General features: G+C 67.2%; 21 protein-coding genes and 1 pseudogene. 5 read left to right on the top strand and 17 right to left on the bottom strand.

From position 1 onward, the window contains the following. The first annotated feature begins 9 nt into the window (after window positions 1-9). Complete coding sequence (locus GA0074696_RS16625; protein ID WP_197700727.1) at window positions 10-348, top strand: TfoX/Sxy family protein; 339 nt, start codon at window positions 10-12, stop codon at window positions 346-348. 364 nt (window positions 349-712) lie between these two features. Here the strand turns inward: GA0074696_RS16625 and GA0074696_RS16620 are convergent, their stop codons facing one another. Beyond that, complete coding sequence (locus GA0074696_RS16620) at window positions 713-2,650, bottom strand: beta-propeller domain-containing protein (RefSeq protein ID WP_231925031.1); 1,938 nt, start codon at window positions 2,648-2,650, stop codon at window positions 713-715. 230 nt (window positions 2,651-2,880) lie between these two features. Here GA0074696_RS16620 and GA0074696_RS16615 point away from each other — a divergent pair, with 230 nt between their 5' ends. After that, complete coding sequence (locus GA0074696_RS16615) at window positions 2,881-4,032, top strand: hypothetical protein (RefSeq protein WP_088961945.1); 1,152 nt, start codon at window positions 2,881-2,883, stop codon at window positions 4,030-4,032. A gap of 27 nt (window positions 4,033-4,059) precedes the next feature. Here GA0074696_RS16615 and GA0074696_RS16610 read toward each other — a convergent pair whose 3' ends face one another. Both GA0074696_RS16610 and GA0074696_RS16605 read right to left on the bottom strand, forming a co-directional pair. Continuing rightward, the gene (locus GA0074696_RS16610; protein ID WP_231925030.1) at window positions 4,060-4,410 is read right to left on the bottom strand and encodes a PRC-barrel domain-containing protein; all 351 of its coding nucleotides are present in this window, start codon (window positions 4,408-4,410) and stop codon (window positions 4,060-4,062) included. Between the two features lie 94 nt (window positions 4,411-4,504). Beyond that, window positions 4,505-4,954 (bottom strand): VOC family protein, encoded by a 450-nt coding sequence (locus GA0074696_RS16605; protein WP_088961943.1) that lies wholly within the window; start codon window positions 4,952-4,954, stop codon window positions 4,505-4,507. A gap of 112 nt (window positions 4,955-5,066) precedes the next feature. Between GA0074696_RS16605 and GA0074696_RS16600 the strand changes: the two genes are divergently transcribed. Further along, window positions 5,067-5,501, top strand: a complete 435-nt coding sequence (locus tag GA0074696_RS16600) for a TIGR03668 family PPOX class F420-dependent oxidoreductase (protein ID WP_088961942.1) — start codon at window positions 5,067-5,069, stop codon at window positions 5,499-5,501. A gap of 16 nt (window positions 5,502-5,517) precedes the next feature. Here GA0074696_RS16600 and GA0074696_RS16595 read toward each other — a convergent pair whose 3' ends face one another. The 11 genes and pseudogenes from GA0074696_RS16595 to GA0074696_RS16545 form a co-directional block, all read right to left on the bottom strand. Beyond that, complete coding sequence (locus GA0074696_RS16595; protein WP_088961941.1) at window positions 5,518-6,429, bottom strand: TIGR03619 family F420-dependent LLM class oxidoreductase; 912 nt, start codon at window positions 6,427-6,429, stop codon at window positions 5,518-5,520. Between the two features lie 40 nt (window positions 6,430-6,469). Further along, entirely contained in the window at window positions 6,470-6,862 is a 393-nt protein-coding gene (locus GA0074696_RS16590; protein WP_088961940.1) for a DUF2267 domain-containing protein, read from the bottom strand. 68 nt (window positions 6,863-6,930) lie between these two features. After that, window positions 6,931-7,350 (bottom strand): DUF2267 domain-containing protein, encoded by a 420-nt coding sequence (locus GA0074696_RS16585; protein ID WP_157745987.1) that lies wholly within the window; start codon window positions 7,348-7,350, stop codon window positions 6,931-6,933. Window positions 7,351-7,987: 637 nt separating this feature from the next. Next, window positions 7,988-11,278 (bottom strand): type ISP restriction/modification enzyme, encoded by a 3,291-nt coding sequence (locus GA0074696_RS16580; protein WP_157745985.1) that lies wholly within the window; start codon window positions 11,276-11,278, stop codon window positions 7,988-7,990. Window positions 11,279-11,516: 238 nt separating this feature from the next. Beyond that, window positions 11,517-11,739, bottom strand: a pseudogene (locus tag GA0074696_RS16575) (hypothetical protein). A gap of 160 nt (window positions 11,740-11,899) precedes the next feature. Beyond that, complete coding sequence (locus GA0074696_RS16570; RefSeq protein ID WP_172894308.1) at window positions 11,900-12,856, bottom strand: phospholipase D-like domain-containing protein; 957 nt, start codon at window positions 12,854-12,856, stop codon at window positions 11,900-11,902. 200 nt (window positions 12,857-13,056) lie between these two features. Beyond that, window positions 13,057-13,740, bottom strand: coding sequence for a hypothetical protein (locus GA0074696_RS16565; protein ID WP_157745983.1), 684 nt, complete (start codon window positions 13,738-13,740; stop codon window positions 13,057-13,059). A gap of 41 nt (window positions 13,741-13,781) precedes the next feature. Further along, window positions 13,782-16,256 (bottom strand): phospholipase D-like domain-containing protein, encoded by a 2,475-nt coding sequence (locus GA0074696_RS16560; protein WP_088961935.1) that lies wholly within the window; start codon window positions 16,254-16,256, stop codon window positions 13,782-13,784. Further along, complete coding sequence (locus tag GA0074696_RS16555; RefSeq protein ID WP_088961934.1) at window positions 16,253-17,752, bottom strand: hypothetical protein; 1,500 nt, start codon at window positions 17,750-17,752, stop codon at window positions 16,253-16,255. The genes GA0074696_RS16560 and GA0074696_RS16555 overlap by 4 nt, the downstream gene beginning before the upstream one ends. A 114-nt stretch (window positions 17,753-17,866) precedes the next feature. Further along, a complete protein-coding gene (locus tag GA0074696_RS16550) occupies window positions 17,867-18,118 on the bottom strand; it encodes a hypothetical protein (protein ID WP_088961933.1) in 252 nt (83 codons plus the stop codon). After that, the gene (locus tag GA0074696_RS16545) at window positions 18,115-18,384 is read right to left on the bottom strand and encodes a DivIVA domain-containing protein (RefSeq protein ID WP_088961932.1); all 270 of its coding nucleotides are present in this window, start codon (window positions 18,382-18,384) and stop codon (window positions 18,115-18,117) included. Before GA0074696_RS16545 ends, GA0074696_RS16550 begins: the two co-directional genes overlap by 4 nt. A 261-nt stretch (window positions 18,385-18,645) precedes the next feature. On the opposite strand from GA0074696_RS16545, the gene GA0074696_RS16540 reads away from it, so the two are divergent. Beyond that, complete coding sequence (locus tag GA0074696_RS16540; protein ID WP_088961931.1) at window positions 18,646-19,533, top strand: helix-turn-helix domain-containing protein; 888 nt, start codon at window positions 18,646-18,648, stop codon at window positions 19,531-19,533. Continuing rightward, window positions 19,526-19,729: a DUF397 domain-containing protein gene (locus GA0074696_RS16535; protein ID WP_088961930.1), complete on the top strand. Its 204-nt coding sequence runs from the start codon at window positions 19,526-19,528 to the stop codon at window positions 19,727-19,729. Before GA0074696_RS16540 ends, GA0074696_RS16535 begins: the two co-directional genes overlap by 8 nt. A 272-nt stretch (window positions 19,730-20,001) precedes the next feature. Here the strand turns inward: GA0074696_RS16535 and GA0074696_RS16530 are convergent, their stop codons facing one another. The 3 genes from GA0074696_RS16530 to GA0074696_RS16520 all read right to left on the bottom strand — a co-directional run bounded on the left by GA0074696_RS16530 (window position 20,002) and on the right by GA0074696_RS16520 (window position 25,455). Further along, a complete protein-coding gene (locus GA0074696_RS16530; RefSeq protein ID WP_157745981.1) occupies window positions 20,002-22,968 on the bottom strand; it encodes an NACHT domain-containing protein in 2,967 nt (988 codons plus the stop codon). Window positions 22,969-23,040: 72 nt separating this feature from the next. After that, window positions 23,041-24,621, bottom strand: coding sequence for a serine/threonine-protein kinase (locus tag GA0074696_RS16525; RefSeq protein WP_088961928.1), 1,581 nt, complete (start codon window positions 24,619-24,621; stop codon window positions 23,041-23,043). A 45-nt stretch (window positions 24,622-24,666) separates the two neighbouring features. Beyond that, complete coding sequence (locus tag GA0074696_RS16520; protein WP_088961927.1) at window positions 24,667-25,455, bottom strand: hypothetical protein; 789 nt, start codon at window positions 25,453-25,455, stop codon at window positions 24,667-24,669. Window positions 25,456-25,465 lie beyond the last annotated feature (10 nt).

Genomic DNA, 25,465 nt, shown 5'->3' with positions numbered 1-25,465 from the left:
ACGATGCAGATGCCCAAACCCACCGACTCTGACAAGCAGTTCTTCCGCTCCCTCATCCCGGAGGCGCCGGGGGTCGAGGTCAAACCGATGTTCGGCAGCCTTGGCGCGTTCGTGAACGGCAACATGTTCGCCGGGCTGTTCGGCTCGTCGGTCGGCGTGAAGCTCGCCGCCAACGACCTGGCCGAGTTGGCGAGGATCGAGGGTGCGGAACCGTTCGGCCCAGCCGAGCGGCCAATGGGTGGCTACCTGTCGCTGCCCTCATCGTTCACCGCCGAACAAGCGACCCTGTGGGTCAACAAGGCGAAGGCGTACGTCGCGACGCTGCCGCACAAGCAGAAGAAGAGCTAGCAGTCAGAACAGCCGGCAACGCCACGCCCCCGCGGCAGGAGTCGCTTCGTGTTTCCAAGGTCGCGCGGCTGAGCGCTTCGGCCCTCTCCGACGACACCCCGGCACGCCTTGCCACGACTGCTATGAACTCGGCGTAGTTCGCCTCGAAGCCTCTCCTTCGACGAGGTCGTCGTCCACCCGCGCCCCGCACGGTGAAACGGACCGCCGATCATCCCTGGGCCCCGGACCCTCCACCTCCCGCGGTTGCCCTCGGGTCAGCGGTGCAGGCGGCGGGAGCAGGGGCCGTCGTGGCCAGCGCGGAGGAGGAAGCGCTGACCGGCGTGGTGTCCAGGGCGGCGAACCACCCCGGACACCACCATGTGAGTCATGCCGTATGCAGCCAGCCGAGGGTCTTCATGGTGGCGAGGCTGGTCGCCTTGAGACCGGCGTCGGAAACGGTCCAGAGGACTCCGTCGACCACCAGCGACCGGCGGATCTGCGCCAGTTCCCCGGGACGCCCTGTGCCCAGCGTGTGGTCGACCGTGCCGACCTCGGTGAACCCGCCGTCGCCGACTCGCAGCGCCAGCGCCACGTTGCTCGGCAGCCGCGTGTCGTAGACGGTCAACGGGACCACGACCAAACGTTCGGCCGGCCAGTAGAGGAACGCGTGCGGGTCGAACTCCGCCTCGGAGTGCCCCTGCCTGACGTGATGCTGGGCGATCCGGGTCGGCCTGGCCGGATCGGCGACGTCGAAGAGCGAGAGCTGGGTGCCCTGGACCCGGCCGCGGTCGGACGCCTCCTGCCCGACACCGAGCAGCCGTCCGTCGCCGGCCGGGTGCAGGTACGCCGAATACCCGTTGATCTTCAGTTCGCCGCTCACCTTCGGCGCCTTCGGATCACGCAGGTCGACGGTGTAGAGCGGGTCGGTCTGCCGGAAGGTGACGACGTACCCGGTGCCGCCGACGAACCGGACCGCGTAGATCCGTTCCCCCTTGCCCAGTCCGGTGACCTTACCGACCTGGGTCAGCGCCGTGCCGTCGGCGCGCAGGACGGACACGCTGGACGTCGAGTTCGGCCTGTCGCCCCAGGTACGGCCACTGGTGGTGGCCACTCTGAGGTGCCCGTCCCACTCGGACATGGCGTACTGGTTGATGAGCCAGCCCGGTACGGACGCGGCGGCGACGTACCGCGGGGCACCGGCGCCCGAGATGTCGAACTGATAGATCTCGGTGGTCTCGTCCCTGGGATCGGGTGCGATGTTCCGCCCGGTCAGCATCGGCAGCACCCGCCAGCGCTGGTCGTTGGCGACGTACAGCCGGGGTCCGTTGCTGTAGACGGTGTCGCCGTCGGCGATCACGGTGACCGGGTCGCCGGCGCCGAGCGTGGCCGCACCGAGGTCGAAGCTGAGCACGGTCACCAGCGACGTGCCGGAGTAGGCGGCCGGCCGGCTCACCCGTTCGCAGCCGACCCGTCCGGCGCTGGTCCGCCCGCCGGCGGTGACCTCGTACCGGGGCAGCCAGTCGTCGGCGGTGGCGTTGTCGATGATCTCGCGGTTGGCGGTGGTGCGCTGCTCATCGGTGGCCCGTTCCCGGTACGGGAAGGTCAGCCGGGGCGCGGAGCGGACCACGACCCGGACCGTCGTGCCCACCTGTCGGGCGTCCACCAGACTGCCGTCGATCCGGTATTCGCCGATGATCCTCGGCGCGCCGGACAGGTCGACCATGATCAGCTGAGGGCCGACGATGCCGTCCGGCATCGGGGCGCCTCCCGGGACGGCGCGCGCACCTCCCTCGGGGACGGCCGGTTTCGCCATCCCGGCCCACCCGTCGCGGCGCAGCACCAGCGCCCGGTCACCGTGCAGCAGGAGGCCGTCTTCCCCGCCGAACCCATCGGCACCCGGTGCCAGGTCCAGCTCTCCGGTCAGCCGGCGGGTGGCCGGGTCGACCACGTACAGCTTGCCGTGGGACGCGGTGACGATCCGCTTGCCGTCGGTCTTAACCAGGTCCGGTTCATCGGCCCCGGCCTCGTGCGTGTTGGTGCCCGAGTAGCCCTTGGACGCCGCGTCCGCCGACCCCGCCGCGGCGGGCGCCGCAGCCTTCTCGGCGCGGCCGAAGGTACGCATGTCCCCGCTCGGCTCGAACCCCCAGGGCCCGACGTACGCCTTGGCAGCCGTCTTCAGCTGCCGCAGCGCCTCCGAGCAGGAGTCGAACGCGACGAGCTGGAACCCGCCGGCCGGCACTGGCCGGTCGCGTGGCGGCACGGGGACCGGCTCCGCCGTACAGCCGGTGACCAGCGCCAGTCCGGCGACCAGGGCCAGTCCCATGACGCGAGCGGGAGTCATGACTCGGGGGACGCCGGAGGCGGCCGTTGGATGGGAGGCGCTGCTACCCGTCATGCCCCCTACGACGTGGCTGCCCCGGGCTGGGTTCCCGGCCGCTTGGCACAGAGTCCGGTTGATCGCATTTGAAGGTAGATGTTGCCTTGCGTACATAGCACAACCCGCATGGCCACCCGGAGAGATGTGAAGCAGCATGTAGGCAAGGGTTTGGTGGGGTGGTTGACGTGGTCAGTACCGGTAAGACAATTCGGAATTTCAGCCATTTTCCCGCGAAAGCCCAGCGGTTGGCGGATGCGGCAGCCGAGGAGCGTGAGCAGCGGCTCGGGAAGATCACCAAGAAGCGCAGCAACAAGGCCGCGGAACTGTCGGCCGATGCCAGCGACCGGCTGCAGCGCCTGCTGGGCGACGACAACTGGACGGACCTGCGGCAGCTGATGCAGCAGGAACGGTTAACGTTTCGCGACCTGCTTCAGCCGCCGCAAGGGTTGCGGTCGCCTTACGACGAACTCAACAAAGCCAGGAAACACAAGGCTGACGCATTCCTGCGCAGTCGGGACATCAGGCGTGAGGCGATTGCCGCGATCGCGACCGACTACCACGAGGCGATCGCCGACGTCTTCACGGCCGACGAGAACGTCACGGCCGGGTTCCACCTCTCGGACAACCTCGACACATGGTTGAGGCTGTCTCCGTTCCACGAGCACGCGCTTCCCTGGGGAGTCTACGAACCCGACGACAGCGGGCCACACCGGTGGGAACTCTTCCGGCCGCCGTTCTTCGGGTTCAACTTCGGCTTCGTCCCGGTACACAACGACAACTTCGTCGTTGATCGCATTCATACGCTCAACCCGTCGGTCGGCGACGTCGGCATCTCGATCACAATGGACAACGGCGACGCCGGCGACTTCGACTACGCATCCGGCGACGGGTTCAGCTCGATAGCGTTCGCCTTCGTGCCGCCCACCACCGGTCTGGTCGAGGTCCTCATCGACGCCCAGTGCGTCGAGGCGACGCACCGCTTGGAAACAGAGGACGAATGGGGATGGTCGAACTCCCGCACCGGCCAGCGGAACTTCCTGATGCTCGACGTCCTGCATCCCCACGTGTCCGAGCCCTCATATGCCGAGATGTCGGTCCTCGACGAGGAGACCGACGATGACGAGAGCTTCCTGCAGGAGAAGTTGACCCGGGGTGCCCACTACTTCGCGCAGCTGTTCAGCGCGGGGCCGGTGCCGGCAGGTCAGTCCGTCGTCGTGTGCGCCGGGACGCGTTCGTTCGACAAGAGCGGCACGAACGACGTGTCCATTCACAGCACGTCCGACTTTCGGTGGTTCATCAGCTCGGTAGAGGTACGAGTCTCGCCGTAGGACACACCGGGACGCAGGTCGGCGGGTTCAGCGGGGTCTACTCAGCCGCTGCCAGGCGCGGCGCAGGTCCGCCTGCACCGGGTGGTGAGCCGCTTCCTCGACCACTCCGGCCGGCGGGTCCTCGCCCGGATCGCGCATTTCGGCACCGGGTACCGACAGCACGACGCCCCGCTCGTACAGGTCGGCGATCTGCTCCCGGTGGGCGAAGCGGTGGGACTGGTCCGGCCCTGGCGGCGCCACGATGACGCCGTGGAAGATGTCCTTCGGTTCGTCGGTCAGCACGTGCTCGACCACGCCGACGGGTGCCGAGTCGACGTCGTAGACCCGGGTGCCGACGGGGAGCGCGAGATACGAGACCTTCGCGCCGAGATCCTCCACGACGTTCACCGTACCCGCCGCCTGATCACCATGGGCCCGATCACGATGGCTGCTCCGGCCGTGACCAGGGCGGCCGGCGCGCCGATCGTCAGGCTCAGGCGGAGGCGGCGCGGCCCATCTCGGCGAGGATGCCGGTGCCCTGACCGAGCTCGATCAGATAGCCGTCCGGGTCGCGCAGGTAGCACCGGATCTCGACGCCATGATCCTTCGGCTCGGTCAGGAACTCCCCACCCCGGGACCGCCACTGCTCGTAGACGGCTCGGACATCGGTGACCCGGACGTTCATCGCGCTGCTGAGCGTGTTCGAATCCGGCGGCGCCTGTGCCTGCACACCCGGCTTGTCGTCGGTCGGACCACCCTCGTTGTTGATCACGATGTAGCTGTTGTGGAACCGCAGGATCGCCGGCTGGCGTTCCCGCACCACCGTCGCGCCCAGCACCCGCTGGTAGAACTCCCGGGAACGGTCCACATCCCGCACGATCAGCAGGTGCGTGAGCACCAGCCCACCCTCGGGCTGGAAGTAGTCGGGCGCCTCGCTCGCCATCACGCCTCCCCCGGGTCCGATCGGCAGGGCGTACCCGCGTGCGCCGCCGGCACACCCGCCAGCTCGGCCACAACCCGTCACCAGGACCGGTGTCGGCTGTTACGGTCGGGCCGTGCCCGCCGACGACATCCGGCATCGGGTCCGGGCGGCCAGGGTGGCCCGGCTGACCACCGTCGGAGCGGATGGCCGTCCCCACCTGGTGCCGGTGTGCTTCGTGCTGCTCGACGATGTCGTCTACCACGCGGTGGACGAGAAGCCCAAGCGCCACCGGCGGCTGCGCCGGCTGGAGAACATCCGGGCGACGGGGCAGGCCTGCCTGCTGGTCGACGAGTACGACGAGGACTGGTCGCGGCTGTGGTGGGTCCGGCTGGACGGGCACGGCCGGCTGGTGGAGGACCGCGCGGAGGAGGCGGCGGCCCGCGCGGCGCTGGCCGACAAGTACCCGCAGTACGTCCAGCGACCGCCGGCCGGGCCGGTGATCGCGGTAGCGGTGACCGGCTGGTCGGCGTGGTCCGCGACGGACGCGGCAGCCGACCCGGCCGGGTGAGCGCCGGTCGGGGATGTCAGCGGCTCGGAGCGAGGGCGTCGAGCACCTCGTCGGCCCGGCGCAGCGACGCCTGCGCGTCGGCGCGCGGTGAGCCGATCTCCGGATCGAAGTTGAGGTCGACGAACACTTCCGTGATGCCCGCTTCGGCAAGCCTGCCGAGATCTGACCGGATCTGCTCGAGGGTGCCGGTGAGCGGCTCGCGCTCGGGCGGGCCCGTCGGGCGTACCCGGACCGCGCCGCGGCAGACGAATCGCAGTGCGCGGGGATCGCGGCCGGCGTCCGCAGCGGCGGCCTTGACGGTCGCGACCGCCTCACCGATGCCCGTCAGGTCCGCCTGGCTGCCACTGACCCAGCCGTCGGCGAGCCGACCGGCCCGGCGCAGCGCGGCCGGCGCCTGGCCGCCGAGCAGAATCGGCGGGTGTGGCCGCTGCACGGGCTTCGGCTCCAGCCGCGTCGGCGGGACCTGGTAGAACTCGCCGCGATGCTCGGCGACGTCGTTCTGCCAGAGGGCGCGGAGAACGGCGAGGAACTCCTCGGCCCGCTGGCCCCGCCGATGCTTGCTCACCCCCGTCGCCTGGTACTCCTCGTCCGCCCAGCCGAGGCCGAGTCCCACGTCGAGCCGTCCGCCGGCGAGGATGTCGAGAGTCGCGGTCTGCTTGGCCAGCAGCACCGGAGAGATGAACGGCATGTTGAGCACCGCGACGCCGAGCCGGACCCGCGTGGTGTGGGCCGCCAGGAACGCCAGCGTGGTCAGCGGGTCCTGGACGCTGTGGTAGGTCTCGCTCCAGGCGAGGTCGGCGGGGACCAGGAGCCGCTGGAACGTCCAGAGCGAGTGGTATCCGAGCTGCTCGGCGCGGCGGGCGACGTGGATCATGTGCTCCGGGGTGGCCCACGAGCCGGAGACGGGCGGGGCGAATCCAACCTCCACCCGCGCACCGTACCCGGATCGGGTCGGGACGTGGCTCGGTTCAGCCCCCGATGCCGCGGTCCAACGGATGAAGCAGCCGCCGGACGTCCTTCGGCAGCTCGGATTCCAGGTTCTTGAGGTCTTCGGCGCTCACCGCCTCGCGCAGGGTCGTCAACACGGCGCGGGCGGCCTCGGCGCTCCGGTCGCCATCCGTTCCCGCGCGGACCCCTACCTCATTGAGGAACTCCACGAGGTCGAGCTGTTCGGCGAAGTCCACGTCCTTGTACAGGTACCCTCGCAACTCCTCGGGGAGTTGGGTGGCCAGGTGCCGCGCCTCGCCGCCACTGACCCGTTCCGCCAAGGTCGTCAGGGTGGCTCCGACGACGTTCGCCGCCTCCGCCGCCGGCATTTCGGCCCGCTTCCCCACCGCTTCGAGAAATTCGGCGTAGTTCACCCGTTCTCCTTCCGGACCAGTCGGCGTGCGTCGCGGCGTCGAGAATTCCCTTTCGTGCACTGTGCGTGCTACGAGCCGGGGCGCTGCCCGCCACCGGCACCCACCGGTTCGATCACCTGCCGGAACTCCTTCGGAAGCTGGGCCATCGCGTCCTCGAACTCGTCACGGGAAACAGCCTCACGGAGCGTGGTGAGGACCGCGCCGACCCCGGGACCGGCGAGCGCACGGTCGATGGCAGGGTGGTCCGCCACCCGCCGCACGAACTCTTCGAGCCCGAACGAGTTGGCATGTTCCTCCCGCCTGTGCGGTGGCGGTTGGCGCAGGTGATCGTCAAGCCCTTCGGGAAGCTGATAGGCAAGGTTGTCAGCCTGGCCGGCGCTGATCCGATTCGCCAATGTCTCCAACGTCGCGCTGGTCAGTGTCGCCGCCTGATCGGTCGACACCTTTGCCCGCGTGGCCACTGCGTTGATGAAATCCTGGTATTCCACCTGATTCCCCTCTCCGGCCTGATCGCCGTCGAACCGCCAGTTACGAGCCCCTGACCTCAATGGGGCGCGATCGCACACTTCACCTCTCGGGTGCCGAGCGAACTGGTACCTCGACAGCCTCCTGGGACGGGGGGTGACCCTGCCTCATCCCCATCGGGCGAATCACCAAGGCGCGCTAGGCGACATCCTCGACATTCCGATGGACCGGCACGGGCGGGGCGAGTTGTTGGCGAAGCTGCGCCAGAGCGGCTAGGAGGTCATCCGCGACGACATCATCAGCGTGCTCGACGGCAGAGGCTTCCGCAGCCGTCTGAGGCCAGCGGTGGGCTCGCAGCGAGGTGCCGGAAAAGCATCCAGGGCCAGGTCAGCGGCGCAGGCGGCGGGCGCAGGGGCCGTCGTGGTCGGCGCGGAGCAGACAGCGCCGGTCGCCGGGCATCGGTTCGGTCAGGCTGGTCTTCCCGGGCGTCAATACGCGCCAGGATCCCGGCGTTCAAGGTCTTCCCGGAGCGTCATGTCCTTCGGGTAGGTGGTCAGCGGTGAGAGTCCCGGTCCGGAGACGGTACGGAGCTGCTCCGCGAGCACCGGTACGACTGTTGACGTGCCCCAAAGCGGTCCGAGGGCGCATCGACGGAAACCGTCAGAACAATCTCGGGATGCGCCCTTCGTCAACCGTGGTGAGCTTGGCGGCTCCCTGTATCGGCAGGACGCCACCGGCCGCGAGGTCTGCGACGGAGATCAGCCGACCGGCGCAGATGCGATCCAGTAGGTCCGCCTGCCCCGGTTCGAGAGCCACGCAACCGCCGAGCACCGCGAGGATCTCCAGCAGCTCGTCGGTGAGGTCGCTGCTCCACCGGTTCAGCTCCTCGTCATCCAGCGGGGAGGAACGACGTCGGTGGCGTTGGTGTGCGCACCGGTAGTTGAACCAGTGCCGGATAATTCTCATCCCACCGACGCCGTACTCCCAGACTCGACGCTGGACGGGAGCGATGCGCCCGTTGCCGACCAGCAGCGTCTCGCTGTCCGCTTCCCAGGAGATGCTGTCGGGGAGGGCTCCCGGCTCGTCCGGTATCGCTGCCCGCACCTTTGGCGCCGCCTCATCGACGAAGTCACGGAACGAGGTCGGGTGCGCGCCCAAGCCGATCCGCCCGAAGGTGTGCAGCCACAACAACTCGCGACCGATCGACACTGCCGCGGCCCACCGGTCGGCATCCGCGGTCAGCGGCACCCGTACGCCGGGGTGCTGCAGTTCCTGCCGAAACCGCTCGGTGTAGCCGGGGTGGGCGGTGACTGCGGCGACGTAGGCCATCACATCGGTGGCCGCCACCTCGGTACCAAGCGTCTCGGCCAGCAGTGCGCACAGCCCTGGTGCGACGTTAGGTCGCTCTGTCGAGGTGTCGCAGTAGAGCGGGAAGACCCGCCCGCTGCGGCCGTTGTAGTGATGCAGGTCGGGTATCAGCTGGGTAAACGTGACACCCGGACCGCTGTCGATAGGCTGGCTGTTCTGTTCGGTCAGGTAGATCTGATGTGGCGACCGGACTGCCCACAGCGGTGGTCGTGGCATCACCATGAGCCGGCTGTCCGGCAGCACCCACTGCCGGTCGAAGGAGCGGTAGGCGACCCTCACGGCTGGCGGCGCCGGGCCCGTCTCCGCAGCGAGCGGCCCGGCCGGTGCCGGCATCCCGGGCAGCGGACGGACGACGCTGTCGAGCTTGCGGTCCCGGGACTCGGGCAGCATCCGCCGGCGGAGGCCCTCCCCCGCTTGGATGAACCTGCGCCAGCGGCGGCGGAGGGTATCGGCGTCCGGGGAGTAGATCCAGGTCCGTCCTGCCGTCACGCCGCGGGACGACTCCGGAAAGAGCTGCTTCAGTCCCGGGTAGCGATCCCAGTCCGTGTCGGAATCCGGCAGGAACGGTGCCCGCCATTCCGCGCGGCACCGCTGCCACCCCGGGTCGGCGAGGCACAGCTCCTGCAACCGCCGGAGCTTGTCTTCCCGCGCGCCGGCCAGGGCGACCGTCCTGACCGTCGCCGGAGTTGTCCGGTCGCCCTGGCCGTAGCGGGCGAAGACCGCGATGCAGAGCTGCCGCCCGACGTCCGGCCCGAAGAGGCGGGTGTGCTGCTGCGGCCGATTTCCCTCAGGGGACAGCTCGATGATCCACCCCTCGTCGCAGGTCCGCCGAAGGTACTCCCGCATGCCCTCGAAGGACTTGCCCTTGACGAAGCTGGACGGCGTCACGAAGGCCACGATCCCCTGCGGCTCCCCCGGGTGAGCCTCGAACGCCTTCCACAGCGCCCAGCGCCAGAAGCACCACGGCAGCCCGTAGAGGTCCGACTCGTAGCGGCCTCCGCCGGGCACCCGGAACTCGTCGAGCGAGGGCCGATCGGGACAGGTCCCCGGAAGGAGTGGACTCTTCCGCCGCTCTTCGATCCACGGTGCCCGACCCCGGGTGTTCTCCACGTGCGGTGGATTGCCCACCACGACCATGACCGGCACCTCACGCTTGATCCGATTCGCCTCAAGGCGAGAGCGGTCGATGACCCGGTATGCCGCCGCCCGCAGCCGGCCCTGCTGAGTATCGGGATCTTCCAACGCGTCGGTGAGGAACCGGTACTCGGACGGGGGAAGTTCGGTATGGAACTGCGCCTTCATCGCCTGGTGCAGCCGAAGTTCGGTGACTGCGTAGGGCGCGGCCTGGATCTCGAAGCCGACGAGACGCTGTTGGAAGAACTGCCGCAAACGTGGCCCCCGCGCGCCCGCACCCTGCTTGGCGTCGATCGTCGCGGAGACCGCTCGTAACACCTCGACGAGGAAGGTCCCGGTACCCATCGCGGGATCGACGACAGTGACATCGTGGGCGGCGAAGCCCCACGAACGATCGAACCGATCTCGCAGAATCTCGTCCACGAAGTCGACGACGGCACCCGCCACGGGCTGCGGGGTGTAGTAGGAACCGCTGCGCCGCCGCAGCGTGGGGTCGTAGGTGGACAGAAAGCGCTCGTACAAATCGGCGTGGATATCTCCGCGCCCGTTGTCGATGGTGCTCCAGTCGACACAACCGATAACCCGGGACAAGGTGTCGATCATCCGAAGCTCGTAGGCTGCGTCGTTGTCGGTCAGCACCGCCAGGGCCCGCCCCATGAGGGAGTGCTTCTTGCCGAGCAGTCGGGCGATCTCGTGCAGCGGGGTCTCGTCGAAGACGATCCCGTCGATGCGCGCGAGGAGCAGTGCGAAGGTGACGGTCTGGGCGTAGGCGTCCGCGAATCCGGCGTCGTCCAGATCGGGGAAGAGCAGGTCGCGCCAGTCAGCGGCGAGCAGCGACAAATCCTCGTGGGCCACATCGCGGGAGGGGTCCGCGAGGATCGCGCCAACCTCGTCGCGCAGCAGCCGACACAGCCCGGCGACGATCCGGATGAGCTGGGCCAGCGTTCGCGGCTGTTCGGGCTGCCACAGCAGAAAATCCTGGATGAGAGCTTCGAACTCCGGCCCGGTCGCCCGCAGCGGGCGCCGACCGCCGGAGAGGTCGCCGTCCAGGTGGACGACGGAGCCAGCCAGTTCGCCGTAGGTGTATCTCGCCCATGCAATGCCGTCGGAATAGAGGACGTTAGGCAGGGCCTTGAGCTTCTCCCACTGCAGGCGCTCACGCTTCGCAGGCCGGCGCCAGGTCGAGGGGACCCCATGCCCGGTGGCTTTCAGCTCGACGTATCCGACGCGGACCCCGGCGACGTCCACGGCGAAGTCGGGGCGCGCGCGAACCACGTTGAGCCGCACCTCGCCGTAGGGAACGGCGTCGACTCCCAGGTGCTGGCCCATGCGGCGAAGCAACTCTTCCAGAGGCCCGCGCAACTGATCCTCGGGATCACCGCCTCGACCGGTCTTCTCCGCGACTCGGGCACCGAAGGCAGCCACTGCCTGGGCGGTGGGATCCGGCACCAGGCGTAGCTGACGGACACCGGAGGGCGTATGACGGCGACGTGCGGGACTACCCATGAATCCCCCTGCAGCCATGGGCTGGCCCTTCAGGATTACCGACGCTTGACTTCGGACACATCCTGCAATCGATCGATAGCCATCCGTGACTTTGGCTCGTAGGATCGGTGCTGCCTATGTCCTGACCAGTAGTGGAAGCACGCACATCCGCGCCCGCAGGTATGTCGGGTTGGACCGGCTGTCAGCGGCGCAGTCGGCGGGAGCACGGGCCGTCGTGGTCGGCGCGGAGCAGACACCGCCGACCACCGGGCATCAGCAGGTCGCAGAAGACCCGATGACGGTGTCTCCCCCGGGTCGGCCTGCGGCAGCACCAGCAGCCACCTGCCAATCACTCGGGCCAGGCGCTGCGCGACGGGCAGGTCGGCGGCGACGAACGGCAGGTGAATGACGTACCGCTGGGTCATACGTCCGGGTTCCGGTCGGTACGGGTGCGGGCCTGGTCGGACTGCCACTGGCGCAGGGTTCCTTCATGACGGCGGCCGTCTGTACCGGCTGGCCCCGCCGGTGCGGCCCGAGTACGAGGAAATCGACGACGAGGTGCTGTGGCAGAAGGAGCGGGAGCTCTTATGCCTTCGCCCGACGAGCGGCGCGCAAGCCGGGCCGGTCACCACGGCTCGAGGTCCCAGAGCGGGCCGGCAGTGACGGCAGGTCGAAGCGCTCGAGGAGGGCCTGACGTCGCGCCCCGTCGGCGCGGAACCATCCCTGCCGCAACTCTTGGACCGTGGTGCCGAGAACATCGGCCAGCTCGCTGGGCTTCAGCGTGACAGCCTGCTTGTCGGAACGGTAGAAGCCCATCGCCGCCCGCTTGTTGGCTCGGCGCTCCAGGAATTTCACGACCTGGACCTTGCTGCGGCCATCGCCGATGAGCACGGCCATGTCGGGCTCCTCGAGACGCTCCACCGCGTCAAGGTCCTCACCCAGAATCACCGTGTCGTACCGACCGCCAGGCACCCGGTGGGCCCGGCGACCCTCTTCCGCCAGCTTCTCCTCCTCGTCGGCGAAACCGACGTATTCCCATGGACCCACCCAAATGTCAAAGGGCACGGTGGGCAAGAAGATCGGCTCAGGATTCCACAGGATGGCGTTGCGACCTGTCACGCGGACCGTCTCCGCCCAGGTGAACCACTCCTCAGAGACGGGTGTGGAGTTGTCGGCCAGCCGTCGTACGAATGCTCGGGCTTCTGCCACGATCCCGGGGTCGGTGGTCTGCATCGCGGCCTCGACCGTGTGGTCCTCGTGTGCTCGCCTCGACAGGTTCGCCGAGCCTACGTATGCAGTCCGCCCGACCACAAAAACCTTCGCGTGCAGCGTCTCGTGGACGTAGACGTGAACGCCCCGGTCGAACCAGTCACGCAACAGCGCGGCGGACGTCGCGCCGTTGGCCAGCGCGTTTCGGCTGCCGTTGACGACGATGAGGTCGCCCGTTGAGAGGGGCAGCAGGTCGAGTGCGCCATGCCCGGCGTACGCGACGGCGGCCTCGATCCGCCTGCCCTGCGCCTGCGCGCAGATGGTCTGGATCACCTGTTCCCGCAGAAACCGCACAAGGCATCATCTCGAGGCCACGTCCGGACGTCCACCCCGGACCGGCACCCGTGAGCGGCGCGTGCGATCGGGGCAGGCGCGTGGCCGGAGCAGCTGCCAGGCACTGACGGCCGCTCCGTTCTCGTCACCAATTGGAGCCTGATTCGTCGGTGGTCTCGACCGGCGCGGCGGGACGGACGTCACCGGTACTGGCGGTTCTGGGCGGCCAGTACTTGGGCCTTCACCTCGGCCGGAAGCTCGACGACCTCGACGTCGACGCCAAAGGCACGCAAGGCGGTGGCCGCCCACGACCGCGCGCTCGTGAAGTGGTGGGCCGCGGCCGGGTCGGACAGGCACAACACGAGGCGCGGCGGCGTCGGCAGAGTCGACGCGACGAACATCAGACGGAAGGCGTCTGCCAACACCTTGTGTTTCTGGGCGGACTTCGGCGGCCCTTGATGGGCCCAGGCCTCGACGAGCACGCTCAAGTTTTCGTCGGTCCCGTCGATCTCGACCCTCGATCCGTCCTCCAACGCGAATCTGCGAGGCTGGAGCGAACAGCCCAGCCGTTCCGCCAGCAGCGCGAGCATCACGCCTTCGGCGTGCCGTTGTGCCGCACTGTCGCCGGCGGCGGGTTCGAGGCGGACCTCCTGCGCGACGATCGGCACTGCGGGGACAGTGCCCTGCCGGAGTTCGTTGACGATTTTCCCGTAGGGGCCGACGAACCGGCGGACCCGTCGGCTCTGTTCGAGCCGGCGGCACGCCTGGTTGATGGTCTGACGCGGCTGCACATCGAGCCGTCGGGCCAACTCGTCGTCGTCCAGCGCGACCTTGGCCCGCAGCAACTCCTGCACGATCCGCTCGGCGATTGTCAGAACCGTCATGGTCGGCCTCCTCCCCATGGGAATGAGTTAGGGCAGTGTCGTCACGTCCCGAGGGCGTTCTCCGGGCTCGACGCCGTCCATCGTCGGTCCGCGGGCCGCAGGGGTGTGCCCCGCGAGTAGGTGGCGATGCCGGTCATCAGGTTCGACCAGACTTCCGCCCGCCAGGTCGCACCTGATCGCGTCACCAGCAGCAGACGTCGGCCGTTCCACCAGCCGTGCACCTCTGGCCCGTCCTCGGATGCCACGTGCGCGTCGGGGAAGTCGCGCAGAGCGTCCAAGGCGCCGATGACTGCCAGTCGGGTACTGCGTCCCAGGGTTACGCGAATCGTCGAGCCTTCGTCGAGGTACGCGCCGTGGAGCCGGTCCACGGCGTCGTGCAGGGCGGTGCGGCCAAGGATCCAGCGCAGCTCCGCGACGAAGTCGGTCCGTTCGAACAACCGGCCGAGGGTACGCCCGCCCAGGCCGACGGCGTACCGGCGGACTGTCTCGGCCGGTGCCGCCGAGAGCCACGTCGTCCGTGCTTGGTACGCGATCCGTAACTCTTCGAACCGGGTGCCGAGTTGGTGGTCCGGCTCATCGCGGAGGTCGATGCCGCGGCGCAGCGCGACGAGCCCGATGGTGGCCAGTGCGCTGTGCTCGCCATCAAGGCTCTCCTCCCGGTCAGCCACCCGGAGCTGGACCACCACCCAGTAGAGGATGGCGGACCATTCGGTCGCGTCCGGCCACAGTCCGCCGGCGGTGAGGGTCAGCACCAGACGGCTGGCGGCCAGCTTTGCTGGTAGGGGCCACTCCTCCGAGGCGTCGACCAGGCTGACGACGTCGCGGCGCAGCTGTTTGCGCTGGCGCTCCGTGAGCGCGTCCAGGACAGTGGCCACCGTCTCCGGGTGGGTCGGAGGGCTGTCCGGCCCGCTGCCCAAATGCCCCTTTCCGGTGGAGGACGGTTCGAGCTCGGGGTGGCGCGGACCGTCGAAGATGACGTCGTCATCGGGCGAGGCGGGCCGGCCAGCTTCCAATCCAAGGGCAAAACGCAGCAGGGCCGGCCCGACCGCCGTCTTGATCCGCCCTTCCACCTGCCGCCGCCGCGAGGTTCCGGGAGGTGCCGCGATACGGTCCGGGCGGACCGAGGCCAGGTGGGTGAGCGCCTCGAACAGCGCGGCCATGTGCGCCTGGTCGGCGACGACCAGGGGAAGCGAGGTGTGTTCCAGCGGAGATGGCCGGTCGATACGGGACAGCGCGGCCGTCACGTCTGTCACGACGACGTCGCGGATCTGGGCTCCCGCGTCCGTGACGACGTGTGCCGTCGCCAACCCATTGGCGATCACGGCCCAATCGGGGGTGACAGCTGCGGTGTAGCGGTGCAGCTTGCCATCACTGCGTTCATGGTCGAGTCGCAGATCCGCCACCGCCAGCCAGGAGGGGGCGAGGCCGTCGCCGGCGAGGACCGTCGCCTCCACGCGTTCGGCACCCACTCGGACACCGAGAACGCGCAGGGCAGTGCTTGTCGCGGCATGCGGGCCAGGTTCCCGTACGTGCAGATCGTCCGGCTGCGAGAGATCCACCGGCCGGTCCGGCACCGCGTCGATCAGCGATTCGTCGACCGTGGTCAGCAACCCGAGTTCACAGTTGCCGCCGGTGGCCATGGTGTCGATCAGCGCCGCCTTGCTGCAGTTGGCGCTGCCGGTCAGCGCCCAAGCGCGGTCCGCCGTCCGCCATTCCACGATCTTTCCGTGGTGGTAACGGCTGCTCTCCGGCGTGCTGACGGTGCCGCCGGGAGCCCGCTTCAGCACCTCGGCAAGGGAGTCGACGTCGCACTGCACGTCCCGGGTGAGCAGGAGGTGCAGCTGGTCCGCGGTGAACCGGTCGACCAGACGGCCCAGCGCCGCTGCGCCAGGGTCGAAGAAGGGAGCGGCGACCGCGAGCGACGTCACCGGTGAATCGGGGACGGGAAGCTGTTCGACGATCGGGCGTACCGCCGTCGTCACCAGCAGAGGCTGGCCCGGCTCCGCGTCGGCCGGACGGGTGGTGAGCAGGTCGGCGACCCGTTCGAGGCGTTCCTGCCCGAGGTCCTCCATCCAGACCGCCTCAGGCAGCCGGCGCAGCCAGTCGGCGAGGTCGTGGAAGAGCGCCGGTGCGGTGGGACCGTCGCCAGGCAGCAACGTCCAGACCTCCGCGTTGTGGTGCCAGCCCGAGGCGGTCGCGTTGCCCGAGCCGATGGCCACCACCGCGTCGACCTCGGAGGCGATCACGACGAGCTTCGGATGAAATGCTCCGCCTGCCTTGCAGACGACCGGCAGGGCCAGGTAGTCGGGCCGGCGCGGCCCCTGGGTGAGCTGATCGGCGTCGTACAGCACGGTGGTACGAGCCCGGACCGCCTGGGCCTCACGCAGACAGACGTCCTCGAAGAAGGACAGGTCACAGGTGTAGGTGAGGACGAGAACCTCTTCTGCGTCGGCAAGCGGGCGGCGGCGCAGCAGCGCGGGTGGAGCGGCGCCCCGAAGTTCGTCCCACTCGGTCACGACATCACCTCGGCGGCGTAACGGCCGGCGGCCCACGTCTCACCGTCGCGCGCTAGGACGCCCAGTTGCCGCATGACGCTGGTGAAGGTAGGCAACCGTAGTGAGACGGCACCGCTGCCCTCCCGTCCCTCCAGTCGCCACCGGTCCCCGACCCGACGCAGGCGAGTGGGAAGGCGCAGCCCGTACCGGGTCCACTGCATCTTCTGCCGGCTGACGGATTCGGCACGCTGGAACAGCATGGCCGCCAGGTCGGAGACGGCGTCGGCCAGGCGTCGGTCGGCGTCGCGGGCGAGCCAGGCGGCGACGTACGCCGGGCCGAGGTCGTCCGGTACCGAGCCGACGAAGGCGTCCCGGCTGACTGGGTCGAGGTGATCGAGCCGCCGGGCGCCGACGGCGAGGAGCCGCAACATGCCGAGCACGCTCCAGCGGTCCGCCTCCAGCCGCTCGCGGTACAGGTCGTGCTCGACCGGCAGCGGCGTACCGACAGCGTCCACGAGCAGCGGCAGATCGTCGACAAGCGCCTGGCGGACGGTGGCGTCCGGAAGGTCGCGTACGAATGCCGCGATCGCCTCCTCCAGCGTGCCGGTGTTCGTCAGTGGTGACACCAGGCGGGCCCAGATCAGCCGCCATGCCCACACGAACCAGTTCCGCAGCAGCCCACCCCGCCACAGGAGAGCGTGGGTGTACAGCTCGTCGTCGAGCAGGTCACGCATGCCTGGACGGAAACAGCACCACCGATCCATGAAGGTGTCGATGGACGGGCCCGCCTGCTGACCGGCCAATGCCCCGACCAGCAGTGAGGCGCTCAGCCGATGCGTCCGGGCATACCCCGAGCCGCCGCCGAAGTAGGCCCGTCGCACGCACTGGCCGTCCGGCGCGTCGCCGATGCCGCACACGCACAGATGGCGGAGAGCGCGGAGGTCCGCCGTCGAGAGGGTTGGCGCCCGCTCGGCCAGGTCCAGCACCTCGTCCAAGGCGGACAGCTGTTCGATGTCGGCAGCCGGGCCAGGGGTGGGGAGTGGCCGGCCGTCGGTGAGCCCGAGCACCGCCTCGATGCCCCCGTACGTCGGCAGATAGCCACCAGGCACCCCGCTGTAGGCCCCGGCGACCTGGCCGACATCGACATTGCCCAGCCGACCAACTTCCCGGCCGAGGGTGTTCACCCCGTGCACCCCGATCGAACCGGCTCGCACGCGGTGCTCCCCGCCTTCCCCGTCGTGGGCCACCGACACCGCGCCCAGCACGACCTCGGCCCGACGTACCAATCCGCGGAAATGTCGAAGGTCCTGCGCCTCGGTCCAGCCCCGCCGCTGCGCCTCGATCGCGAGTCGAGCGTGCAGGGCCAGATAGCGGGCGTGCGGTGTGGTGGTGATGACGCCGGGGATCAGCGCGGCAGCATGTCCACCGATCACTGTCTCCACGGCCAGGGGCTGCCGGCCGGTGTCGTCCGGGGTGTCGGGCCTGACGGTCCAGGCCGGACCGAGCGCCGCTGTCATCGGCTGCCACCCGCGTTCATCGGCCGGTCGACGAGATCCACCGCGCCACCGAACCAGACGAACCAGAAACTGACAGCGCAGTGACGGATAGCCGACAGCATAGGCGGCAGGCGGTCAGCGGCGCAGTCGGCGGGAGCAGGGGCCGTCGTGGTCGGCGCGGAGCAGGCAGCGCCGCCCACCGGGCATCGGCAGGTCGCAGAAGACCCGATGGCGTACGTTCTGGTGGTCCTCGGCGGAGACAGTGGTCTCCCCCGGATCGGTCTGCGGCAGCACCAGCAGCCACCGGCCGATCACCCGGGCCAGGCGCTGCGCGGCGGGCAGGTCGGCGGCGGCCACCGGCAGGTGGATGACGTACCGCTGGGTCATGCCTCGGATCCCCGATCGGCGCGGCCGCTCTGCTGGCGACGCAGCGCCTCCACGGCGGAGGCGGCTTCCCGCCGGCTCGCGGCCAGGGCCGCGTAGACGGCGGCCATGTCCACGGCGACCCGGTCGAGGAAGGCGTACACGTGGTCGGGCTCAAGGCCGCGGCGTCCGAGCCCGACCAGCTTGAAGCGGCGCTCGCGCACCTGCCACGGCAGCAGCGGGGTGTACGGCAAAGCGCCGTAGCTCGACCGTTGATTGCGGACGCTCATCTGCCTGCCTCTCGTGTCGGATGGAAGGGGTGGGGCCACTCGTCCTCCCCGCACGCGCGGACCCACCCCGCCCTGCCGCCGCAGCTTGCGATCAGCGGTACGGCACCAGGGCCTTGTAGTCATCGTGTGACAGTGCGCAGTGGAGGCGCAACGTTCCACAGCAGAATTCTTGGCCCAAGCATTGACTTCTTTTACTGCAACCGATATGAGTTACGTGGTCGCGTTACGCAGTGTTGCGGGATGGAATCAGGGAGTGCTCGGGTGACAGAGGATGTCGGATCGACCGTGCCCCGGCGGCAGCTCGGGCGGCTGCTGCGCCAGTTCCGCACCGAGGCCGGGGTGACCCTGGACGCCGCCGCCGAAGCGCTTGAGTACAGCCGGCAGAAGATCTGGCGCATCGAGAGCGGCCTGGGGCCGGTGCGGGTGCTCGACGTCAAGGCGATGTGCGAGCTGTACCACGTGTCGCCGGAGATGACCGAGGCGATGCGGGGGCTGGCGGCGGAGACGAAGTCGAAGGGGTGGTGGCACGCGTACGGGGACGCGGTGCCGAGCTGGTTCGAGCTGTACGTCGGGCTGGAAGCCGCCGCCGCCCACCTGCGCCGCTACGACGAGTCGCTGATCCCAGGGCTGCTGCAGACTCGGCAGTACGCGCTCGGGCTGTACTACCCGAGCAGTCGACTTAGCACTGAGGAACGGGAACGTGCCGTTGAGGTGCGCATGCAGCGTCAGGTCCTGCTGACTCGTCGCCTTCCGAAACCCCCACGGCTGGAGGCCGTTCTCTCGGAAGCGGTGCTCCGTCGACCGGTTGGCGAATCGGGTGTCATGACCGGACAGCTCAATCATCTGCTCCAAATCTCCGAGCTCCCGAACGTCTCGGTGCGGGTGGTGCCACTGGCGGCGGGGCCGCACCCCGGCGCGGTAGCCGGGTCCTTCGTCATCCTCGACTTTCCTGCCACCAAAGGCGGTCGAGCGGCGCCCGAGCCGTCCGTTGTCTACAGCGAGTCGCTCACAGGAGCGCTCTACCTGGACAAGCCGGACGAGCTGGCGGCCTACCAGAACACCTGGAAAGGTGTAGATGGACTCGCGTTAGGTGAGGCAGAATCGATGGACATGATCAAGCGCATCGTCGGGGAGACGCGACATGACTGACCTCAGTGGTGCCCGCTGGCGCAAGAGCACCCGCAGCGGCGACAACGGCGGCGACTGCGTCGAGGTCGCCGACAACCTCCCCGGCATCGTCGCCGTACGCGACTCCAAGGACAGAACAGGACCCGTACTCACCTTCACCCCGCAGGTGTGGGCGGGCTTTATCACGGGTGCCAAGCGCGGGGATGTCGCCGGTTGATGTTCTCCACCGACGTCGGCGCCAGGATCTGCACCGGGTGTGGTCTTCTTCCTCGCCATCGAGGCATCGAGCGACTTCGATGACGACAGGCAGCCGTCGCTCCTAACGGCCCGGACTTTTGCCCATATCGGCGGCATTAGCATAACTACCTGACTGATGAAATGACCTAGGCTGTCCCAACACGCACCCCTCGACCAACTCATCCGTTGAGCTAGGCCATGGGTAGACGAGTCCGGAATTTCCTGGAAGTACCCCTGCGCAGGTTGAAGCTATTAAGCAACGATCGTGGCGCTCTTTTCCTCGTAATTTCCAAGTCGGAGGGCGGTTCTAAGCTTGTGTCGACTGCCACCGTTAATGCCGTCGCCAGGGAGAGTAAGTCCGACAATAGAGACAACCAGAAACATAGAGCCAAAGGCTATGGTTCCGAAAATACCCAACCATCCCGCCAAGGACCGCCAGCCTAGGGCCGTAAGAAGAACAAACAGCACTGTTCCGCAAGCTGACGCTACGATAGGGACCAAGCGCCGAGCAAGTGACCCACTATTGCCCTTGGTCAGAAGCAAAAGGCAACAGGTGATAATCAACACGGCAGCAAGAATAGCCATTCCCTGCAGCACGGCTGAAGGCAACCATGGCCAGAACCCGAACAAGTTGAAGCTAAACCTTGCAAGGCCCAGAATCGCTGGCAGGATCAACAAGGCAACCAACGCTACAACACCAGGGACCATGAACACTTCTTCGTCAATCGGTTTGCGATTGACCTTCAACCACTGTTTCCTATCAACCTTGTGCCCGCCTGACCAGAAGAAAGCAGGAACGGCATACGCCATTACGCGAGGAGGCAACTTTCGGAATATTGTCCTGTACCTCGCCGGCACCTCGGCCTTTTCGAGAACCCGGGAGCATAGCTCGGCTGTGCCGGAAGGATCTGTATGTTCACTAACATACGAGAAGTCCCGGCTGCGGTAGGCCGTATCTAGATAGTGGGAAAGTCGCGTCCTGGTCAATCGAGAAACTGTAGCTGCTCTCGCGCGAGTAACAAGGTCATCGGCTCGGCGAACCACCTCGGCGTCACCGAAGGGAACGTAGCCGCGCTTAAAGGTTTCGGCAGCGCCAAACACCCCGATCGGCAGACCGATTCTCACATCAATAGTCCCCAGCTGTTCTGGAATACAGTCGTCGGAGGAGCTATCAATCAACCATCCTACTCTGCCAATTAGGGCACCAAGCGGCTCGCCCATTTGGTGGGCGAACGGCTTCCATATCCAGTCCAACCTCGGCTGGGTTAAGTCAAGTTGTGGCTCGGCAAGACGTAATTCCTCCTCTATATCAGGAGTAATGATAAGCGATGCCAGCCACCAGGCTGCGCGGCGAGCAGGACCGGATTCTTCCCAGATCAGGGTAGACAATGCGATAGCCGCAGACGGGGTCGCAACTTCACCGATATAGTCGATTGCTGCCGCCTGACCCTTTCGAACGGCCATCAGCAACTCAGGAACGGCGACTTCTCCCATCGCCCGTAGCGCTGACCTCGCCGCCTCGGACCGCTCGGCCAACTCGCCAAGTACGTGGATTGCCTCCGGCGTCCTGGCCGCGGCCAGCGCCTGCATCGCCAGCTTCGGCCGCGTTTGGAAGCCAGACCCGCTCGTCGCCATGGCGACCAACCGACGAAGTACGTCAGAACCTCTCGGACCTCTACTGCTCGCAACTGCCCCAAGGGCAACCACAGCACCCTCATCAATCCGAGCGCTGCTGAGGCTGGCTAGGAAGTGGCTGATGATACGTCCGGCAACCTCTTCGTCAACCCGCTTCGCTTCAGGGATGCACTCCAACGCCAACAGCTTGTCACTTGGCCTGCCACCAAAGATGCTTCCAATCAAGGTGCCGCAATCACGATTAACAGCGGCACACCACAGCTTGACGGTCTCCCGCCACCGACCCGGGTTATCTCGGTAAAGTGCCAGCAACTTATCTGGTTGATCCGCAAGCTCAATCGCCGATAGATATTCCTGAAATGTAAGGTGCGCAAATTTGTAAAGAAGGCTCCCTTCATCTATTTCAGCCATGATCTCACTACGCTTCACTATCTCATCAAACATTGGGGTTGAATGCTTGCTTGGCTCAAGATTAAGTTCGGGCAGAACAACAGCCATCAAACGAAGAACATCAAGCTCTGAAATCGTCTTTCCATCGGTTTCCGAGTCGCCCGCACCTTGAGTAAATAGGGCTAGCCTCCGTAGTACAATTGCCTTGTGGCCCGCCTTGTAGACAGCTACGTGCCCATGCCGACCCAGATCATGGTCACGCCGCAGGAGATGTTCGACTGCTTCTTTATAGAAGTCAGCACGCGAACGCAACAAGGATGGCCCAACGCCGGGATCCGCATCGAATAGCGACACCATAATCGCCAGCAACAAGGGGGTTCGAGCAAGCCGGAGGACTGCGCTGTTGCCGCGGAGCTCTGCCAACATTGTGGCGACGTTCCTTCTCCGAATCTCGGGGCTCACCCCTCTGGCCGTGTACCAACTTGATATGAAGCGCCGAATGGAGGCATCGTCGAACTCGGCAATCTTGATGTGATGCTCGAAGGCTGGGAGGAGGCTGCTGTCGTAGATTGCATCTCGACATGTGACTACAACCTGGCACTTGGCGTATGTTTCTGCGAGGTCCTTAATTCGACGACTGACGTCACTTCTGCGAGAGCTCGAAACCTCGTCCAGCCCGTCTAGGAGGAGACAGATCTTGCCTTCCTCCAGACTATTTCGAACCACATCCCGCCCATCTCGAATGCCGTTTCGCTCAACAGCATCGATGACGAGATCAAAGACAGTGGCACCATCTTCATTCATTCGATGCAATTCGACAAGAATAGGCACGCGGGTTCCTCCTCCTCCGTGTGCCCATCTGTGTATCGAGGCTTTTAGGAGCATAGACTTGCCAGCCCCGGCTCCTCCCAATACCACGCACCTGTCATGGCGTCTGATCTCATCGAAGATGTCTCTACGGTGCCCAGAATCTTCGAACTGAAGAGGCACATACACCTTGCCAACATCGACCGATTGACCGCGCAGAAAGCCGAGCGCATGTCTGCCGTAGTTGACGATCAAGTGTTTTCGGTACTTGTCTACCTGCCGCTTACTTAGTGACTTTCTCGCTCGGAAGATCCAGAGCGAAAAGCGTTTTCCGCCATCCTTAAGGCTTTCGCTTAGAAACAGCTTGGCAGCCCAAATCAGCACCATGATGAGCGCTATTCCGGCGCCGAACGGGAGAAGAGGGGTAAGACTAGGCATTTCACTCCCCGATGCGTCGAATTATTGAGGATAGCTGTCTCGCGTTAAGCGGTCTAGGTGGGTCAGCAGCGCCTCTATTTCGACGACGGGCGGATGCGTGCCATGCAGTCGGCGCATGTCGTGTAGGAGAGCTTTGAGCCCATTCCTCGAGCTAGCCACATCCCCGATGCTGGCGGCGAGCATGGCGATCTGCTGCCGTAGCGGAAACAGCTGTGGCGAGTCCGCCGGCATCACCTGTTGCTGCTCGGCGAGGAGTGCTCCGAGCTCGCTCAAGGCTTCGGTGGCCTCACCCAGCTCCGCCTGGCAGACCGCCGCCTGCTGCCGGCACTGCCAGATCAACTCATGATCCGGGACCGGCCGCTCGGCCAGGTCGGGGATGAGCCGCTGGAACTCCGGCAGCGCCTGCCGGAACGCGCCGGCGAGGACGTACAGGTTGGCCAGGTTGAGCCGCAGCTCCAGGACTCTCGGCTGCTTGGCGCCGTGTCCCCTCCTGAGCGGGCGAAGCGCCGTTTCGAGCAGTTCGGCGGCCTGAGTGAACCGCTCCTCCTCGGCGAGCTCCCAGGCACGCTCCTCGGCCTCGGTCAGCTTGTCGAGGGACAGCGACTCGACGACCTCCGGCGCCGAGCGTGGCCGGACGATGTCGACCCTGGTCGGTGCGGGCGGCGTGCGGGGCGGTAGCGGACCGAACGGGTAACGGTGGGGCATGGTCGGATCGACGGACTGACCGTCGGCGACCGTGACCGCCAGATCGCCGGCCAATCCGGGCGCAACCACGCCGAGCGGCGCCAGGAGTTCGTACACCTCGGCGGCGGACCCGGGCCGATCCTGCGGGTCCTTGGCGAGCAGCCGACCGACGAGCCGCACGAGCCCGTCCGGCACACCGGCGCGATGATCGGTGACCGACGGGATGGGGTCGTTCATGTGGCGGTGCAGCAGGCCGAGCGCGCTGTCCGCGCGGTACGGCGGCTCGCCGGTCAGCAGCTCGAACAGCACGCAGCCCAGCGCGTAGAGGTCGGCCCGCGGCCCGACGGCGCTGTTGAGCGCCTGCTCCGGGGCCATGTAGGTAGGCGTGCCGAGGGTGTGGCTGGTGGCGGTCAGCCGGGGCACGTCCGGGCCGAGTAATGCCGCCACCCCAAAATCGAGGACCTTGACCGATCCGGTCGGGGTGACCATCAGGTTCTGCGGTTTGAGGTCGCGGTGCACCAGGGAGGCGGCGTGCGCGACGGCGAGCACCGAGCAGATCTGCGCGCCGATGGCGGCTGCCCATGGCACGGCGAGCCGGCCGCGCTCGGCGATCAGGTCGGAGAGCAGCAGGCCCGGTACAAGCTGCATGACGATGTAGACGTCGTCACCGTGGTGGCCGACGTCGTGGACGCTGGGCACCCCGGGGTGGTCCAACCGGGCGGTGACCCGGGCTTCGCGCATGAACCGCTCGACCGCGTTGTCCCGCTCGTTCTCGGGGATGGTGAGCTTGCGGAGGAACTTGATCGCAACGGGTCGGTCAAGCTTCTCGTCGAAGCCGCCCCACACCTCCCCCATGCCGCCATGGCCGAGCGGGTACGTCAGTTCGTACCGGTCGGCCACGCGCTCCTGCGCCCGCATCCGCCTCCCCCTGTTTCCCGCAGCCGATTCCGTTGGTTCGAGCAGCTAGAACCGCTCACCGTACACTTCAGCCAACTCCCGATACGCCTCGCGAACCGCGTCGAGGGCGGCCGGGTCGTGAGCGGCGTTCTCCGCAGCCAAGGCCGCAAGCTCAAGGGCGGTCTGGATCCGGGACAGTTCCGCCTCGATCTGATCCCACAGCGCCCTCGCTTTCTCCCGCTGTTTGGCCAGCAAGTTCGCGGCATGACTGTTGGGCGAAGCGATCCGCCTCGGCTGGTGCTGCTGGCGAACGACTTGGGGACGAAGCTGCTGTCGACGACCGAGAACGTCAGCGGCCTCCCACAACACCTGGGCGAGCAACTGCCCTCCCTCGGCCGGGTCGATCACCTTCTGGACGGCGGGCAGGGCAACACCGGCTCGCTCGGCTAACCCCAGGAGGCCGAAGAATTCTTCGCGCTCCTCCACCTTTTCGAGCGTGTGGTGTAGTTCCGGAAACGCCGTCTGATCGGGTGCCACCACCTGGGCAAGCGGCGTGTTCGACACGGTCGCCGCCAAGCCCAAGCCCAGCACGAGCGCGGCCAGGATGAAGACCACCAAGAAGGGCGCCCCGTTGAGGGACAGCCCGAAGGCGCCGAGCACGACCAGCGTGGCGAGCACGATGATGCCAACCACATTGGGCGAGTTCTGGGGCACCGGTACGGCTCGCAGGGACGTGATACTTCCCCACTCATTCTTCACTGGCGCACCGGACACCTTGAGCGGGGCGAGCGCCGCGACTGTCCTCGTGGCGTCGGTAGCGATCCAGAGGTGGAAGGGGTGGTCGGACGGGGACAACCGTCCTCCT

It is taken from the genome of Micromonospora purpureochromogenes (assembly GCF_900091515.1).
Lineage (GTDB): Bacteria > Actinomycetota > Actinomycetes > Mycobacteriales > Micromonosporaceae > Micromonospora > Micromonospora purpureochromogenes.
This window is presented reverse-complemented; position numbering and strand designations above follow the sequence as displayed.

Excerpts from the sequence above, each read along its gene's own strand:
- GA0074696_RS16625 (WP_197700727.1), top strand. The coding sequence starts at position 10 with ATGCCCAAACCCACCGACTCTGACAAGCAGTTCTTCCGCTCCCTCATC.
- GA0074696_RS16620 (WP_231925031.1), bottom strand. The coding sequence starts at position 2,650 with ATGGGACTGGCCCTGGTCGCCGGACTGGCGCTGGTCACCGGCTGTACG.
- GA0074696_RS16605 (WP_088961943.1), bottom strand. The coding sequence starts at position 4,954 with ATGGCGAGCGAGGCGCCCGACTACTTCCAGCCCGAGGGTGGGCTGGTG.
- GA0074696_RS16565 (WP_157745983.1), bottom strand. The coding sequence starts at position 13,740 with ATGACGGTTCTGACAATCGCCGAGCGGATCGTGCAGGAGTTGCTGCGG.
- GA0074696_RS16555 (WP_088961934.1), bottom strand. The coding sequence starts at position 17,752 with ATGACAGCGGCGCTCGGTCCGGCCTGGACCGTCAGGCCCGACACCCCG.
- GA0074696_RS16550 (WP_088961933.1), bottom strand. The coding sequence starts at position 18,118 with ATGACCCAGCGGTACGTCATCCACCTGCCGGTGGCCGCCGCCGACCTG.
- GA0074696_RS16545 (WP_088961932.1), bottom strand. The coding sequence starts at position 18,384 with ATGAGCGTCCGCAATCAACGGTCGAGCTACGGCGCTTTGCCGTACACC.
- GA0074696_RS16535 (WP_088961930.1), top strand. The coding sequence starts at position 19,526 with ATGACTGACCTCAGTGGTGCCCGCTGGCGCAAGAGCACCCGCAGCGGC.
- GA0074696_RS16530 (WP_157745981.1), bottom strand. The coding sequence starts at position 22,968 with ATGGTGCTGATTTGGGCTGCCAAGCTGTTTCTAAGCGAAAGCCTTAAG.
- GA0074696_RS16525 (WP_088961928.1), bottom strand. The coding sequence starts at position 24,621 with ATGCGGGCGCAGGAGCGCGTGGCCGACCGGTACGAACTGACGTACCCG.